The following is a 15,506-nucleotide window of genomic DNA, read 5'->3' as shown; positions in this document are numbered from 1 at the left end:
GTGTCCTCTCCTAGCGGGTCGGGTCCTGGAACACCGAGTCCGTCTGGTCGGGGATGACGCTGGTGTCGCCGCGCAGGACCGGTCCCTTGGTGCCGTCGTGGTCGACGTAGCCCGTCGTCGCGCACGGGTAGGGGCCGGTCTTCTGCTTCTTGGGCTCGATGAACATGGGGTTGACGATCCAGCGGCCGTCGCTGTTGTCGTACGCCCGGCACATCAGCTCGTTCTTGTTGCGGTTCACGACGAGCCGCAGGGCGGTGGCGTCGCGCAGGAAGGAGATGTCGGTGTCGGAGTCGCCGGCGGCGAACACCTGGCGGCGGGCGGCGGGCCGGACCCTCTCGGCGGCCGCGCCGCGCACCCCGAAGACCTCCTTGTTGATCCAGCAGCGCTTGCCGTCGATGTAGGTGATCATCGTGTCGGCGCCGTCCCGGACGGATCCACAGCCCTGCAGGCGGGAGGTGAACCGCCCGCCGTGGGTGGTGGTGTTGCGGATGCCGATGACGTGGTCCGCGCCGATGCCGACGCCCTCGGCCCACACCTCGACGACCGGCTGGGGCGAGGCCGAGCTGATCCAGACGTCGAAGCCGGACTTCCGCAGCGTGCCGATCAGGTCCTTCTGCTGCTCGTAGTAGCGCACCCAGCCGGTGGCGGTACCGCTGCCGACCTGCTGCACGGCGCCGACGGGCGCGGCGAGGTTCTCGGCGCGGGCGGCGGCGGCGAAGCCGCGGATCTCGTGGGCGGTCCAGCCCTGCATGAGCTGGGGCAGCCAGGCGTACGAGGGCTCGGTGGTGCGGCGGTCCCAGCCGGCGAAGGCGGCGGCGCCGGCGCGGGTCGCGGCGGATCCGTAGACGGCGTTGATCTCGTCCGCGCAGCCGGCTCCGCCGCGAGTCCCGGTGGGCAGCGGGGCGCCGGGGCGGGCGAGGGAGTCGCAGGCGCCGGCGAGGGCGGTGGCGGCGGCCGGGGTGAGGAAGCGGCTGGTGGCGGCCCAGTCGGCGGGGCGGCGGATCTTCCCGTTGCGCAGCATCCAGAACATGGTGGCGTCGCCGACGTCGTTCTTGACGACGGTGTTGTCCCAGTCGAAGACGGCGACGGGTTTGGCGCGGGTGGGCCGGTACGGGTCGCAGCTTCCGTACTGGTCGACGAGCTCCTGGAGCCGGGCCTGGTTGTCGCCGTACCAGCCGGAGCCGACCGTCGCCCGGCGGCAGTGGCTCTGGTCCGCCTCGGCGGGCGGGGCCAGCAGCAGTCCGGAGCCGGCGGCCGCGATGAGGGCGAGGGTGGCGGTTCTGTTGCTGCGCATGCTGCTCCTCGGGGGTCGGGCACGCAGCGGCCGGGCGCCTCACGGCGCCCGGCCGGCCCGGGACGGGGTGGTCTGCGGCGGGGTGGTCTGCTCCGCGGCGGTCTGGGCGGCGGTGGTCTACAGCGGGGTGACGTACGCGCCGGAGATCCCGCCGTCGACGAGGAAGTCGGTGGCGTTGATGAAGGAGGAGTCGTCGCTGGCGAGGAAGGCCACGGCGGCGGCGATCTCGGTGGGCTCGGCGAAGCGGCCCAGCGGGATGTGCACCAGACGGCGGGCGGCGCGCTCGGGGTCCTTGGCGAACAGCTCCTGGAGCAGCGGGGTGTTGACCGGCCCCGGGCACAGGGCGTTGACGCGGATGCCCTCGCGGGCGAACTGCACGCCGAGCTCGCGGGACATGGCCAGGACGCCGCCCTTGGAGGCGGTGTAGGAGATCTGCGAGGTCGCGGCGCCCATGATCGCGACGAAGGAGGCGGTGTTGATGATCGAGCCGCGGCCCTGGCGCTGCATGTAGGGCAGGGCGGCCTTGCAGCACAGGTAGACGGAGGTGAGGTTGACGTCCTGGACGCGCCGCCAGGCGTCGAGCTCGGTGGTGAGGATGGAGTCGTCGTCCGGGGGCGAGATGCCCGCGTTGTTGAAGGCGATGTCGACGGAGCCGTAGGTGTCGAAGGCCGTCTTGAAGAGCGCGTCGACCTGCTCCTTGTCGGTGACGTCGACCTTCACGTAGGTCCCGCCGACCTCCTCGGCGGCGGCCTTGCCGGCCGTCTCGTCGATGTCGCCGCAGACGATGTCGGCGCCCTCGGACGCGAGGCGCCGGGCGGTGGCGAGGCCGATGCCGCTGCCGGCTCCGGTGATGACGGCGGTACGGCCGACCAGGCGGCGGCAGACGATCTCTTCAGGGGTCTGGCTGGTCATGTTCTTCAGGCCTCCGTGCTGATGAAGACGTTCTTGGTCTCGGTGAAAGCGGTGAGGGCGTCGGGGCCGAGCTCGCGGCCGAGGCCGGACTGCTTGTAGCCGCCGAAGGGGGTCCAGTAGCGGACGCTGCTGTGGGAGTTGACGGACAGGTTCCCGGCGGCGACGGCGCGCGAGACGCGCAGGGCGCGGCCGATGTCGCGGGTCCAGAGGGAGCCGGAGAGCCCGTACTCGGTCGCGTTGGCCAGGCGTACGGCGTCCTCCTCGTCCTCGAAGGGCAGGACGACGGCGACCGGTCCGAAGACCTCCTCGGCGGCCACGGGTGCGGTGGGGGCGACGTCCGTGACGAGGGTCGGCGGGTACCAGAAGCCGGGGCCCTCGGGGGCGGTGCCGCGGATCGCGGTGAGGTCGTCGGTGACGAAGGACCGTACGCGGTCCAGCTGGGTCCGCGAGATCAGCGGGCCCATCTGCGTCTTCTCGTCGAGCGGGTCGCCGACGGCCACGGCGGCGATGCCGGGGGCGACGAGCTCCAGGAAGCGGTCGTGGACGGAGCGCTGGACGAGGATGCGGGTGCGGGCGCAGCAGTCCTGGCCGGTGTTGTCGAGGAAGGACATCGGGGCAGCGGCCGCGGCGGCCTCCAGGTCCGCGTCGGCGAAGACGATGTTGGGGCTCTTGCCGCCGAGTTCGAGGGTGACGCGTTTCACCCGGTCGGCGCACTTGGCCATGATCTGCTTGCCGACACGCGTGGAGCCGGTGAAGACGATCTTGGCCACGCCGGGGTGTTCGACGAGCGCGTCGCCCGCGACCGCGCCGTGACCGGGGAGCACCTGGAAGAGGTGCTCGGGGATCCCGGCTTCGAGGGCGAGTTCGGCGAGGCGCAGCGCGGTCAGCGGAGTGGTCTCGGCGGGCTTGAGGATGACGGCGTTGCCGGCGGCGAGGGCCGGGGCCAGGCCCCAGGCGGCGATCGGCATGGGGAAGTTCCACGGGGCGATCACGCCGATGACGCCGAGGGGTTCGAGGAAGGTGACGTCGATGCCGCCGGCGACGGGGATCTGGCGGCCGGAGAGCCGCTCGACTCCCCCGGCGGCGAAGTCGAGGAGGTCGCGTACGTTGCCGGCTTCCCAGCGGGCGTTGCCGATGGTGTGGCCGGCTTCGCGGACCTCCAGCTGCGCCAGTTCCTCGATGTGGCCGTCGACGACCGCGGCGAAGCGGCGCAGCAGCCGGGCCCGGTCGGCGGGGGCGGCGGCCGCCCACGCGCGCTGGGCCGCGGCGGCCCGGGCGACGGCGGCGTCGACATCGTCCCGTGTGGCGGCCGGGACGATGGCGACGGTTTCCTCGGTGGCCGGATTCAGCACTCGCAGATGGAGTGGGGCCAGCTCATCGGACACGTGTTGCCTCACAGACTTTCGATGGTTCGGCGGTGCGGTGCCGGACGGATCACAGGCGTTCGAAGGAGCGGCGCAGCTCCCAGTCGGTCACCGCGGAGTCGTACGCGTCGAGTTCCACGCGGGCCATGTTCCGGTAGTGGGCGACCACTTCGGGGCCGAAGGCGGCCTTGGCGATCTCGCTGTTCTCCCAGAGCTCGGCGGCCTCGCGCAGGGTGGCCGGCACGTGCGCGTATTCGGCGGTGTAGGCGTTGCCGCCGCACGCCTCGGGCAGCTCCAGCCGGTTCTCGATGCCGTAGAGCCCGGCCGCGACCAGGCCGGAGACGGCGAGGTACGGGTTGACGTCGCCGCCGGGGAGGCGGTTCTCGAAGCGCATGGAGCGGCCGTGGCCGACCACTCGGAGCGCGCAGGTCCGGTTGTCCACGCCCCAGGCGACGGCGGTCGGCGCGAAGGATCCCGGCCGGAAACGCTTGTACGAATTGATGTTGGGGGCGTAGAGAAGGGAGAAGTCGCGCAGCGCGGCCAGCTGGCCGGCCAGGAAGTGCCGCATCACCGGTGACATTCCGCCTGGTCCGTCCCCGGCCATCGCGTTGCGTCCGTCGGCATCAGCGAGCGAGAGGTGGATGTGACAGGAGTTGCCCTCGCGCTCGTCGAACTTCGCCATGAAGGTCAGCGAGACGCCTTCCTGGGAAGCGATCTCCTTCGCCCCGGTCTTGTAGACGGAGTGCTGGTCGCAGGTGGTCAGCGCCTCGTCGTAGCGGAAGGCGATCTCGTGCTGGCCGAGGTTGCACTCCCCCTTGGCCGACTCGACGATCAGGCCCGCGGCCTGCATCTCGTTGCGGATGCGGCGCAGCAGGGGTTCGATGCGGCCGGTCCCGAGGACGGAGTAGTCGATGTTGTACTGGTTGGCGGGCGTCAGACCGCGGTAGCCCGCGTTCCAGGCCTGTTCGTAGGTGTCCTGGAAGACCATGAACTCCAGCTCGGTGCCGACCATCGCGGTGAACCCGTGCTCGGCGAGGCGCTCCAGCTGGCGGCGCAGGATCTGCCGGGGCGCGGCGACGACGGGCGAGCCGTCGTTCCAGGCGAGGTCGGCGATGAGGAAGGCACTGCCCGGGTTCCAGGGGATGCGGCGCAGGGTGGCGAGGTCGGGGTGCATGGCGAAGTCGCCGTAGCCCCGGTCCCAGGAGGACATCTCGTACCCGTCGACGGTGTTCATGTCCGTGTCGACGGCGAGAAGGTAGTTGCAGCCCTCGGTGCCGTGCTCGAGGACCTCGTCGAGGAAGAACTGTGCGGCGAACCGCTTGCCCTGGAGCCGCCCCTGCATGTCGGGGAAGGCCAGGACCACTGTGTCGATCTCGCCGCTGGCGACGAGGACGCGGAGCTCCTCGGTCGCGAGCGGCGGCGTGCGGTCTACCACGGGAATCTCTCCTTCGGTGAGCCGAGTGCGCCTAAGGTATTGAATAGAACCATTGCTTGGGAAGGGGCGGAGCCGAGATGACCGATACGGCGAGTGAAGGCGACGCGATCGCGCGGCTGAATCCCGTGCTGCGGCAGGTGCGGGCGGGCAACGGGTTCGAGGAGGCACTGGAGCAGATCCTCCAGGTGGTCCGACTGGGCCTGGTGCCGGGCGGCGAACGGCTGCCGCCCGAGCGGGAACTGGCGGAGCGGATGGGCATCAGCCGGGTCACCCTGCGCGAGGTGCTGAAGGTACTGCAGGACCAGGGCCTGGTGGAGGCCCGGCGCGGGCGGTACGGCGGAACCTTCGTGCTGCCCCGCCCCGACACCCCGGCGGGCGGCGCCGAGGAGGAGCTGCGCCGGCGCGTCGCGGGGGTGGACATCGAGGACGCGCTGCGCTTCCGCGAGGTGCTGGAGGTGGGGGCGGCCGGCCTGTGCGCCTCGCAGGGGCTGACCGAGGAGGGCGCCGAACGGCTGCTCGCCGCACTGGGGGCCACGCACGACGCCCCGCTCGCCGACTACCGCCGCCAGGACACGCTCTTCCACCTGACCCTGTGCGAGCTCGCCGGATCCGCCACCCTGACGGCCCAGTACGCGGCCGTCCGCGCCACCGTCAACGACCTGCTGGACTGCATCCCGCTGCTCGTGCGCAACCTGGAGCACTCCCAGCAGCAGCACACCGCACTGGTGGAGTCGGTGCTGGCGCGGGACGCGGCAGGGGCGCGCGAGACGATGCGCGAGCACTGCTGCGGCACGGCGGCGCTGCTGCGGGGCTTCCTGGCCTGAGCGGATCCGGAAGGGGGCCGGGAGCGGAACCGGAACGGGGGGCCCGGGAGGGTTTCGTAACTTCTGTTTAACGCAGAGGTCTTGCGCTCTCCACTCCACAAGAGCAAAGGTACGCCCCACAACCATTGCCCTGAGGCAGGAGCGCACGATGGCCGACGACATCGAGGCACGGCTGACAGCCGTACCCGCACCCACCAAGTCCGCCGAGGGCGGCGGCCCAGGCGCGGACGACTACCTGGAGCGCCGCACGCTGCGCCGCGGCAGCGCCGGCTGGCTGCTCCTGACCGGTCTCGGCGTCGCCTACGTCGTCTCCGGCGACTTCTCCGGCTGGAACGTCGGCCTCGACAAGGGCGGCTTCGGCGGCCTCGCCATCGCCACCGTCCTCATGGGCGCGATGTACGCCTGCCTGGTCTTCTCCCTCGCGGAACTGTCCACCATCCTGCCGACCGCGGGCGGCGGCTACGGTTTCGCCCGCCGCGCACTGGGCCCCTGGGGCGGCTTCCTCACCGGAACCGCCATCCTCATCGAGTACATCCTGGCCCCGGCCGCGATCGTCATCTTCATCGGCGACTACGTCGAATCCCTCGGCCTCTTCGGCCTCACCTCCAGCTGGCCGGTCTACCTCGGCTGCTTCGTGGTCTTCATCGGCGTCCACCTCTGGGGCGTGGGCGAGGCGCTCCGCTTCAGCCTCGTCGTGACCGCGATCGCCGTCGCCGCGCTGCTCATCTTCGCCGTGGGCGCGTTCACCGAGTTCAGCGCCGCCGGCCTCAACGACATCCCGGTGGACGCGAGCGCCTTCGGCTCGAACTCCTGGCTGCCGCTGGGTGTCCTCGGCATCTGGGCCGCGTTCCCCTTCGGGATGTGGTTCTTCCTCGGCGTGGAAGGCGTACCGCTGGCGGCCGAGGAGGCGAAGGACCCGGTCCGCTCCATGCCGAAGGCGCTCGCCATCTCGATGGGCATCCTCGCCCTGCTGGCCCTGATCACCTTCTTCGCCGCGACCGGGGCCCAGGGCGCCGACGCCGTCAAGGCGGCCGGCAACCCGCTGGTCGTCGCCCTGGAGGGCGACGACGGACCGACCGCCCTCAGCCGCTTCGTGAACTACGCGGGCCTGGCCGGCCTGGTGGCCTCCTTCTTCTCCCTCATCTACGCGGGCTCGCGCCAGCTCTTCGCCCTCTCGCGGGCCGGCTACCTGCCCCGCTTCCTCTCGCTCACCTCGAAGCGCAAGGCCCCGTACCTCGGCCTCGTCATCCCCGGCGCCATCGGCTTCGCGCTGGCCGCCGCCACCGGCAACGGCGCTCGCATGCTGAACATCGCGGTGTTCGGCGCGACCATCTCCTACGCCCTGATGGCCCTCTCGCACATCGTGCTGCGCCGCCGGGAGCCGGACCTGGAGCGCCCGTACCGCACCCCGGGCGGGATCCTGACCTCCTCGGTGGCCTTCGTACTCGCCCTCTCGGCCCTGGTCGCCACCTTCCTGGTGGACAAGGACGCGGCGTTCATCGCGCTGGCCGTGTACGCCGTCGCCCTCGCCTACTTCGCGATCTACAGTCGGCACCACCTCGTGGCCTCGGCGCCCGAGGAGGAGTTCGCGGCTCTGGCGGAAGCCGAGGCGGAACTGAGCCGTGACTGAAACCCTGTTCCTGCCCTGCCCTGCCCCCTGCTGGAGGTAACGAACGTGCCCAGGCCGCTCATCGGCATCACCACCTACGTCGAGGAATCCACCCGCTACGGGGTGTGGGACCTCCCGACGTCCCTCGTACCGACCGGGTACTACGAACTCGTCCAGGCGGCGGGCGGCGCGGCCGTGCTGCTCCCGCCGGACGAACCGGGGTCGGCGGCGGAGGTGCTGAGCCGGGTGGACGGCCTGGTGGTCGCGGGCGGCCCGGACGTGGACCCGGTCCACTACGGCGCCGCGCGCGACCCCCGTACGGGTGCCCCCGCGACGGTCCGCGACCACTGGGAACTGGCCCTGATCGCGGCCGCGCTCGACTCCGACACGCCCCTGCTCGGCATCTGCCGGGGCATGCAGGCGCTGAACGTGGCCCTCGGCGGCACGCTGATCCAGCACATCGACGGCCACGTCGACGCACCGGGCGGCACGTCCTGGCACCCGGTCCGCCCGGTCCCGGGCACCCGGTACGCGGAACTGGTCCCGGAGGAGGCACAGGTCCCGACCTACCACCACCAGGCCGTGGACCGCCTGGGCCGCGGCCTGGTCGTATCGGCCCACGCGCTGGACGGCACGGTGGAGGCGATCGAGGTCCCCGACCCCGACCGCTGGATCCTGGGCGTCCAGTGGCACCCGGAACGGGACAGGGACACCCGCGTCATGGCCTCCCTGATCGAGGCCGCCCAAGCCCGCGCCCCCCTCCCGGTCCCGGTCCCCTGACCGCCGCCGACGGGCGGGTGTGCCGGTGCGGCGCCGGTGCGGGGGCCCTGCCCCCCGAACCCCCGCGCCTCAAATGCCGGCGGGGCTGGGTGGTCCCGCCCCAAACCCCGGCGACGCTGGATTCGGCTCATGCCATCCGCCAGGCGCGGCTGGATTGCCCGCAGGGCAATTCCAGCCCCGCCGGCGATTGAGGCGCGGGGTGGGGGGCGGAGCCCCGGTTCTTGTGCCCGCACGTGTGACTCAGGCGGGCAGATCCAGCCCCGCCGGCGATTGAGGCACGGGGTGCGGGGCGGAGCCCCAGCAGCCGGGCAGCACGCGGTCCACCCCCGGGCGGGAGCCGTCAGGACTGGCCGCGCGTCAGCGACAGGAGGTCGCGGGCCGGCCCCGCCGGGCGGGAGCCCGTGGGCCAGACGGCACGCAGGGCCCGCCCCAGCGCCGCACCGGCCACCGGCACCTCCACCAGCCGCCGCGCCGCCAGTTCGTCCCCCACCGCCAGCTCCGACAGGACGCACGGCCCCGCACCGCTCAGCGCCGCCGCCTTGACCGCGGTGGTCGAGGCCAGTTCCAGCAGCGGCGCGGCCAGCCCCCCGCTCCCGGCCAGCGCGGCGTCCAGGACCTGCCGCGTCCCCGACCCCCGTTCCCGCAGGATCAGCGGCATCGCGGCCAGTTCCGCCGCCCCGACCCCCCGCGAGCGCCGCGCCCACGCGTGCCCCGGCGCCACCGCCACCACCAGCCGGTCCTGCGCGATCACCGCCGAGTCCAGTCCCTCCGGCACCGTCAGCCCCTCCACGAAGCCGAGGTCGGCCTCGTGCGTGAGGACCCGTTCGGCGACGACCGCCGAGTTCCCGGCGTGCAGGGACACCGCCGTGTCGGGCCGTTCCCCGCGCAGCGCGATCAGCCACCCCGGCAGCAGGTACTCCGCGATCGTCATGCTGGCGGCCACCCGCAGCCGCGAATCCCGCCGACCCCGCAGGGCCTGCGCGCCGGCGTCGAAGGCCTCCGCCGCCTCCACCACCCGTCGGGCCCAGTCCGTGACCAGCGCGCCCTCGGCCGTCAGCGTCGACCCCCGCGGCGAACGGTCCACCAGGGCCACCCCGAGCCGCGTCTCCATCGCCCGGATCCGGCTGCTCGCCGCGGGCTGCGTGATGCCCAGCCGCCGGGCGGCGGCGCTCAGGCTGCCGACCCGCGCGACCGCGAGCAGCAGTTCCAGCGCGCCCAGGTCCGGCACCCGGTGCGCCAGCGGAACCCACTCCTCATTACCCATAACATCAGTTTATGGCCTCATAGGGAGATGACCTCTGCCGCGCCGCCCGCCCCGGCGCGAGGCTGGGTCCATGGCCACCACCCTCGTGCGACCCCGCACCCACACCACCGCGGCCCGGGCCCACAAGGCCCCCGCGCTGCGGCACCTCGGCCCCAACTGGTACGCCTCCGTCATGGGCACGGCGATCATCGCCAACGCGGGCGCGACGCTCCCGTACCAGCTGCCCGGCCAGCGCGTGGCCTGCCAGCTCCTCTGGGCGCTGTCCGCCGCCGTCCTCGCCGTCCTGCTCACCGCCCGCGCCGGCCACTGGATCCACCACCGCGACCAGGCCCGCGCCCACCTCCTCGACCCCGCCGTCGCCCCCTTCTACGGCTGTCTGTCGATGGCGCTGCTGGCCGTCGGCGGCGGCACCCTCATCGTCGGCAAGGACCTCGTGGGGACCGGCGCGGCCGTCGCCGTGGACGCCGTCCTGTTCACCGCCGGCACCGCGATCGGCCTGGTCATGGCCGTGGTCGTGCCCTACCTGATGGTGGTGCGCCACAAGGTCGAGCCCCGCCAGGCAACCCCCGTCTGGCTGCTGCCCCTGGTCGCCCCCATGGTCTCCGCGGCCGTCGGCCCCCTGCTGGTCCCCCACCTGCCCGCCGGCCAGCCCCGCGAGGCCCTGCTCCTCGCCTGCTACGCCATGTTCGGCATCAGCCTCCTCGCCACCCTGCTGATGCTCCCCCTGATCTTCGGCCGGCTGATCGTCGGCGGGCCCCTCCCCCTGTCCCTGACCCCCACCCTCTTCCTCGTCCTCGGCCCCCTCGGCCAGTCCACCACCGCCGTGAACCAGCTCGCCGACGTCGCCCACGAGTCGATCGGCACCCCCTACGCCGGAGCGCTGAGCGCCTTCGCCGTCGTCTACGGGGTCCCCGTGATGGGATTCGCGCTGCTGTGGCTGGCCCTCGCCGCCGCCCTGCTGGTCCGCGCCGCCCGGGGCGGCATGGGCTTCGCCATGACCTGGTGGGCCCTGACCTTCCCCGTCGGCACCTGCGTCACCGGCGCCACCGGCCTGGCCCACCACACGGGCCTGACCGCCTTCGCCTGGCTCGCCACCGCGCTCTTCCTCGCCCTGGTGACCGCCTGGCTGCTGGCCACTGCCCACACCCTGCGCGGCCTCGTCAGCGGCGTGCTGCTGCCCCGCTGACCGGGCGCTGACCGAGGCCCGACGGGCCCTGCGCACGGCTCAGCGGGCCGCCCGCAGGGCCTCGGCCAGTACTGCCGGGGCCTCGGCCAGCGAAGGCCCGTACCAAGTGAGGTGACGGCCGCTGAGCAGGGCGGCGGGCAGGCCCGGGAAGGCCTCCGGCCCGTCCTCGGCCGTGAAGCGGTACGGCTCGTCCGGGAGCACCACCAGATCGCAGCCGGCCGCCGCGAGCTCCTCCACGGGAACGCGCGGATACCGCTCCGGGTGCCCGGCGTACGCGTTGCGGACGCCCAGCCGCGCCAGCAGGTCCCCCGCGAAGGTGTCCCGCCCCAGCACCATCCACGGCCGCCGCCAGATCGGCACGAAAGCGGTGAGCGCTCCGACCGGCTCCGCCCGGGCCCACGCGCGCTCCGCGTCCGCCAGCCACCCCGGCCTCGTCAGCCCCAGCGCCCCCACCAGCACCCGGTCCAGCTCCCGCAGCGCCTGCGGGAGGTCCCGTACCTCGGTGACCAGCACCTCCAGCCCGGCCGCCCGCAGGGCCGCGAGGTCCGGGGCCCGGTTCTCCTCCTCGTTGGCGATGACCAGGTCGGGGCGCAGCTCCGCGATCCTCCGTACGTCGGGGTTCTTCGTCCCCCCGATCCGCACCGCGTCCCCGAGGTCGGCGGGGTGCGTGCACCAGTCCGTGACCCCGGCCAGCAGGCCGGGGGCGCTCACCGCCACCGCCTCCGTCAGCGAGGGCACCAGCGAGACGACGCGCACCGGCTCAGTGCTCGGGCGAGGGCGGCTCGGAGGTGGCGTGGATGTGCTCGCCCACCGCGACCACCAGGAGCCGGGTGTCCTCGGTGACGGCCCGCCAGCGGTGGCGCACGCCCCCGGACAGGAACAGCGCGTCCCCGCTCTCCAGCCGGTACGCCCGCCCCTCCGCCTCCACCTGGCAGGCGCCCTCGACCACGTACATCAGTTCGTCGTTGCGGTGCTGGTACTCGCGGCCGGCGTCCTGGTCCCCGGTGAACTCCAGCGCGTGCAGTTGGTGGTGCCCGCGCACGAGGGGCCGTACGCCGTGGACCGGGCCCAGCCCGGACTCGTCGCCGGCCCGTACGAGGTCCACGGTGCGCGCGGTGTCGGAGGCGGCCAGCAGCTCCACGGCCGTGGTCTCCAGCGCGTCCGCGACCCGCTCCAGGGACCGCATGCTGGGCCGGGCCCGCTCGTTCTCTATCTGGCTCAGGAAGGGCACCGACAGGCCGCTGCGCGCCGACACGGCGGCCAGCGTGAGGTGCAGCGCGCGGCGCCGCTTGCGCACGGCGACTCCCACGCGCAGCGGCTCCTTGCCGTCCTTGTCCTTGCTCTTCTCGTCCCTGTCGGTCAGCTTGTCGCGCAGGCCGTCCGTACCGTCCGTACCGTCCGTACCGTCGGTGCCGTCCCTGTCGTTCATGTCGGGGCTGCCCTCCCCATGTCCGTCGCACATCGGTGTGCTGTAAGCACCTTACGCAGCAACCGCCCCCTGTTTCGCGAGCACGGCCCTTCCCGTACCCGACCGCTCACGGTCCGTACCGGGGCTTGCGGCATCATCGTGTCCGTGACGACACGACGCCTGATGCTCCTGGACACCGCCTCCCTCTACTACCGCGCCTACTTCGGCGTGCCGGAGTCCGTGAGGGCCCCCGACGGCACTCCGGTCAACGCGGTGCGCGGGCTGCTCGACTTCATCGGCCGGCTCGTGCAGGACCACCGTCCGGACGATCTGGTCGCGTGCATGGACGCCGACTGGCGGCCGCACTGGCGGGTGGAGCTGATCCCCTCCTACAAGGCCCACCGGGTCGCCGAGGAGACCGAGAGCGGACCCGACGTCGAGGAGACCCCGGACACGCTCGCCCCCCAGGTCCCCATCATCGAGACGGCGCTGGACGCCTTCGGCATCGCCCGGGTGGGCGTCGCCGGGTACGAGGCGGACGACGTGATCGGCACGCTGACGGCCCGCGCCGACGGCCCGGTGGACATCGTCACGGGCGACCGCGACCTCTACCAGCTGGTGGACGACGCCCGGCAGCGCCGGGTCCTGTACCCCCTGAAGGGCGTCGGCACCCTCCAGGTGACCGACGAGGCCTGGCTGCGCGAGAAGTACGGTGTCGACGGCCCCGGATACGCCGACCTGGCGCTGCTGCGCGGGGACCCGAGCGACGGCCTGCCGGGCGTTCCCGGCATCGGCGAGAAGACGGCCGCCAAGCTCCTCGACGCGTACGGCAGCCTGGCCGGGATCATCGCGGCGGTCGACGACCCGAAGTCGAAGCTGACCCCCGCTCAGCGCAAGCGGCTGGACGAGTCCCGACCGTATCTGGCGGTTGCCCCGAAGGTGGTCCAGGTGGCCTCGGACGTGCCGCTGCCGCCGTTCGATCCGGCCCTTCCGACGGCCCCCGCGCAGCCGGAACTGGTGGAGGCCCTAGCCCATCGGTGGGGTCTCGGTGGAGCAGTCTCCCGGCTGAGCGGTGCACTGCTCCGCTGAGGTGCTAACTTAGGTAAGGCTAAGTTTCAGGGGAGTCAGGGGAGACACCGTGGCAGAAGGACGCGCCCGCACCGTCGGCACCGCCGTCGTCGTACGCACCGAGCGGCTCTCGCCGCACATGGTGCGGCTCGTGCTGGGCGGTGAGCGCCTGGCGGAATTCGGCGCGGGCGAGTACACCGACCATTACGTCAAGATCCTGTTCCCCCCGGCAGGCGTCGCCTATCCCGAGCCCTGGGACTTGGAGGAGATCCGCGCGCACTTCCCGCGGGCGCAGTGGCCGCGCCAGCGCGCGTACACCGTACGCAGCTGGGACCCGACGCAGCTGGAGCTGACCCTCGACTTCGTCGTCCACGGCGACGAGGGCGTGGCCGGCCCCTGGGCGGCGCGGGTGCAGCCGGGCGAGCGCGTGCACTTCCTCGGCCCCGGCGGCGCCTACGCCCCGGACCCGAAGGCCGCCTGGCACCTCCTGGTCGGCGACGAGAGCGCGCTGCCGGCGATCGCCGCGGCGATGGAGCGGATGCCGAGGGGCGCGCGCGTCCACGCCTTCGTGGAGATCGAGGGCCCGGAGGACGAGCTGAAGGTCGCCACCCCGGACGGCGTCGTCCCGGTCTGGCTCCACCGCGCCGGCCGCCCCATCGGCGAGGCCCTGGTGGAGGCGGTCACCGCCCTGGAGTTCCCCTCCACGGACGTCCACGCCTTCGTCCACGGCGAGGCCGGCTTCGTCAAGGACCTCCGCCGCCACCTCCGCCTCGAACGCGGCATCCCCCGCGAACGCCTCTCGATCTCGGGCTACTGGCGCCTGGGCGAAACGGACGAGGGCTGGCGCGCGATCAAGCGCGACTGGAACGCCACGATCGAAGCCGAACAGGACCACGCCGCAGCGGCGTAACCCTCCGGGGGCAAGCCCAGCCCCGCCGGCGAATCCAGCCCCGCCGGGGGCAATCCAGCCCCGCCGGCGTTTGAGGCGCGGGGTCTGGGGCGGAGCCCCAGCAGCGGCGCCGCACCCGCACACGCACCCGCCGCCAGGCACCCGCCAGCCCGGCGGGAGCCACCCGGCGGGAGCCACCCGGCGGGAGCCACCCGGCGGGAGCCAGGCCGCGCGCTCCCACCCGTCCGGCAGGACGATGGCGGTCGGCCGCACCGCGGTGTTCTTCGCCGACGGCACCCTCCGCGTCGAGTACCTCGACGCCGAGCACCTGGGCACCTTCACCCAGCAGTAGCCGCATAGCCTGTCCCCCGATGAGACGCAGAGCCCAGGCACCCCCCTCGCCCCTCCCCCAGCGGGCCGGCATCGACCCGGTCCGGCTGCGGCTGCCGCCCGACCCGGACGGGATCTGGCCGGACCTCGGCGGCTACCTCGCCGACCGCTACGCCGGCACCCGCGGCGCCGATTCCATCGCGCGCCTGCTGGCGGCCGGCCGGGTGCTCGGGCCCGGCGGGCGGGTCCTGCACGCCCGGGACCCGTACGAGCCGGGCGGCTACCTGTGGTTCCACCGGGACATGGAGCCCGAGCCTCCGGTGCCCTTCGCGATCCGCGTCGTCCACCGGGACCCGCACCTGCTGGTCGTGGACAAGCCGCACTTCCTGGCGACCACCCCGCGCGGCAGCCACATCACCGAGACCGCCCTGGCCCGGCTCCGCGAGGAGCTGGACCTGCCCGCGCTCAGCCCGGCGCACCGCCTGGACCGGCTGACGGCCGGCCTGGTGATGTTCAGCATCCGGCCCGAGGACCGCGGTGCGTACCAGCTGCTCTTCCAGCGGCGCGAGGTCCACAAGGAGTACGAGGCCCTGGCGGTCCACGACCCGGCGCTCGCCCTGCCGCGCACGGTCCGCAGCCGCATCGAGAAGGCCCGCGGGGTGATCGCGGCGACCGAGGTCCCGGGCGCCGAACCCAACGCCGAGAGCCTGATCGAACTGACCGGCACCCGGGGGGACCTGGGCCGCTACCGGCTGACCCCGCGCACCGGACGCACCCATCAGCTGCGCGTGCACATGAACGGCCTGGGCCTGCCGATCCTGGGCGATCCGGTGTATCCGGAAGTGACCGATCCGGCCCCGGACGACTACCGCCGACCCCTGCAGCTGCTGGCCCGGGTCCTGGAGTTCACCGATCCGGTCACCGGCGCCGTCCACCGCTTCGAGAGCGGCCGCACCCTCCAGGCCTGGGACGACCGCGCGGCCTGGGAGGCCGGCCCCTAGCCCCCTGCCCGGGCGGACAGGGCCTGGGTGGAGACGGCCTAGATGTTCTGTCCAGGGAGGTTGTGGACGGGTGATGCAGGTCTCGGCTGAGGGATCTTGAACGAGTGAGGGCCTTCCGGGTTCGGTGTGGATTGCGACGTCT

At 73.1% G+C, this 15,506-nt stretch carries 14 protein-coding genes; 7 read left to right on the top strand and 7 right to left on the bottom strand.

All coding sequences use genetic code 11. The features are described from left to right. Nucleotides 1-10: 10 nt before the first annotated feature. From IF88_RS0100075 to IF88_RS0100060, 4 genes are all read right to left on the bottom strand, one after another. Nucleotides 11-1,294 carry a haloacid dehalogenase-like hydrolase gene (locus IF88_RS0100075; protein ID WP_030706126.1) on the bottom strand — a complete coding sequence of 428 codons (1,284 nt, stop codon included), beginning with the start codon at nucleotides 1,292-1,294 and terminating at the stop codon, nucleotides 11-13. A 117-nt stretch (nucleotides 1,295-1,411) separates the two neighbouring features. Then, on the bottom strand, nucleotides 1,412-2,206 hold the full coding sequence (locus IF88_RS0100070; RefSeq protein WP_030706124.1) for a 3-oxoacyl-ACP reductase: 795 nt from the start codon (nucleotides 2,204-2,206) through the stop codon (nucleotides 1,412-1,414). Nucleotides 2,207-2,211: 5 nt separating this feature from the next. Next, nucleotides 2,212-3,591, bottom strand: coding sequence for an aldehyde dehydrogenase family protein (locus IF88_RS0100065; protein ID WP_030706122.1), 1,380 nt, complete (start codon nucleotides 3,589-3,591; stop codon nucleotides 2,212-2,214). Between the two features lie 49 nt (nucleotides 3,592-3,640). Then, nucleotides 3,641-5,005: a glutamine synthetase family protein gene (locus IF88_RS0100060; RefSeq protein ID WP_030706119.1), complete on the bottom strand. Its 1,365-nt coding sequence runs from the start codon at nucleotides 5,003-5,005 to the stop codon at nucleotides 3,641-3,643. 77 nt (nucleotides 5,006-5,082) lie between these two features. Between IF88_RS0100060 and IF88_RS0100055 the strand changes: the two genes are divergently transcribed. From IF88_RS0100055 to IF88_RS0100045, 3 genes are all read left to right on the top strand, one after another. Further along, entirely contained in the window at nucleotides 5,083-5,829 is a 747-nt protein-coding gene (locus tag IF88_RS0100055; RefSeq protein ID WP_030706118.1) for a FadR/GntR family transcriptional regulator, read from the top strand. Nucleotides 5,830-5,977: 148 nt separating this feature from the next. Next, nucleotides 5,978-7,459 (top strand): ethanolamine permease, encoded by a 1,482-nt coding sequence (gene eat, locus IF88_RS0100050; protein WP_030706116.1) that lies wholly within the window; start codon nucleotides 5,978-5,980, stop codon nucleotides 7,457-7,459. Nucleotides 7,460-7,504: 45 nt separating this feature from the next. Further along, on the top strand, nucleotides 7,505-8,218 hold the full coding sequence (locus tag IF88_RS0100045) for a gamma-glutamyl-gamma-aminobutyrate hydrolase family protein (protein WP_030706114.1): 714 nt from the start codon (nucleotides 7,505-7,507) through the stop codon (nucleotides 8,216-8,218). Between the two features lie 340 nt (nucleotides 8,219-8,558). Here IF88_RS0100045 and IF88_RS0100040 read toward each other — a convergent pair whose 3' ends face one another. Then, nucleotides 8,559-9,482, bottom strand: a complete 924-nt coding sequence (locus IF88_RS0100040; protein ID WP_030706113.1) for a LysR family transcriptional regulator — start codon at nucleotides 9,480-9,482, stop codon at nucleotides 8,559-8,561. A gap of 70 nt (nucleotides 9,483-9,552) precedes the next feature. Here IF88_RS0100040 and IF88_RS0100035 point away from each other — a divergent pair, with 70 nt between their 5' ends. Beyond that, a complete protein-coding gene (locus IF88_RS0100035; protein WP_051836207.1) occupies nucleotides 9,553-10,668 on the top strand; it encodes a TDT family transporter in 1,116 nt (371 codons plus the stop codon). 39 nt (nucleotides 10,669-10,707) lie between these two features. On the opposite strand, the gene IF88_RS0100030 is transcribed toward IF88_RS0100035, so the two are convergent. Together IF88_RS0100030 and IF88_RS0100025 are read right to left on the bottom strand one after the other, a co-directional pair. Further along, nucleotides 10,708-11,424: a helical backbone metal receptor gene (locus tag IF88_RS0100030; protein WP_030706109.1), complete on the bottom strand. Its 717-nt coding sequence runs from the start codon at nucleotides 11,422-11,424 to the stop codon at nucleotides 10,708-10,710. Nucleotides 11,425-11,428: 4 nt separating this feature from the next. Then, entirely contained in the window at nucleotides 11,429-11,977 is a 549-nt protein-coding gene (locus IF88_RS0100025; RefSeq protein WP_030706107.1) for a helix-turn-helix domain-containing protein, read from the bottom strand. Between the two features lie 282 nt (nucleotides 11,978-12,259). Between IF88_RS0100025 and IF88_RS0100020 the strand changes: the two genes are divergently transcribed. The 3 genes from IF88_RS0100020 to IF88_RS0100005 all read left to right on the top strand — a co-directional run bounded on the left by IF88_RS0100020 (nucleotide 12,260) and on the right by IF88_RS0100005 (nucleotide 15,364). Next, on the top strand, nucleotides 12,260-13,165 hold the full coding sequence (locus IF88_RS0100020) for a 5'-3' exonuclease (RefSeq protein WP_030706106.1): 906 nt from the start codon (nucleotides 12,260-12,262) through the stop codon (nucleotides 13,163-13,165). 49 nt (nucleotides 13,166-13,214) lie between these two features. Beyond that, nucleotides 13,215-14,054, top strand: a complete 840-nt coding sequence (locus IF88_RS0100015; protein ID WP_030706104.1) for a siderophore-interacting protein — start codon at nucleotides 13,215-13,217, stop codon at nucleotides 14,052-14,054. A 350-nt stretch (nucleotides 14,055-14,404) separates the two neighbouring features. Next, the gene (locus tag IF88_RS0100005; RefSeq protein WP_030706103.1) at nucleotides 14,405-15,364 is read left to right on the top strand and encodes an RluA family pseudouridine synthase; all 960 of its coding nucleotides are present in this window, start codon (nucleotides 14,405-14,407) and stop codon (nucleotides 15,362-15,364) included. Nucleotides 15,365-15,506 lie beyond the last annotated feature (142 nt).

The sequence above is a fragment of the Streptomyces sp. NRRL F-2580 genome, from assembly GCF_000720115.1.
In the GTDB taxonomy this organism is placed as follows: domain Bacteria; phylum Actinomycetota; class Actinomycetes; order Streptomycetales; family Streptomycetaceae; genus Streptomyces.
Note: the sequence above shows the minus strand (reverse complement) of the source record. Positions and strands in the feature narration are given on the sequence as shown.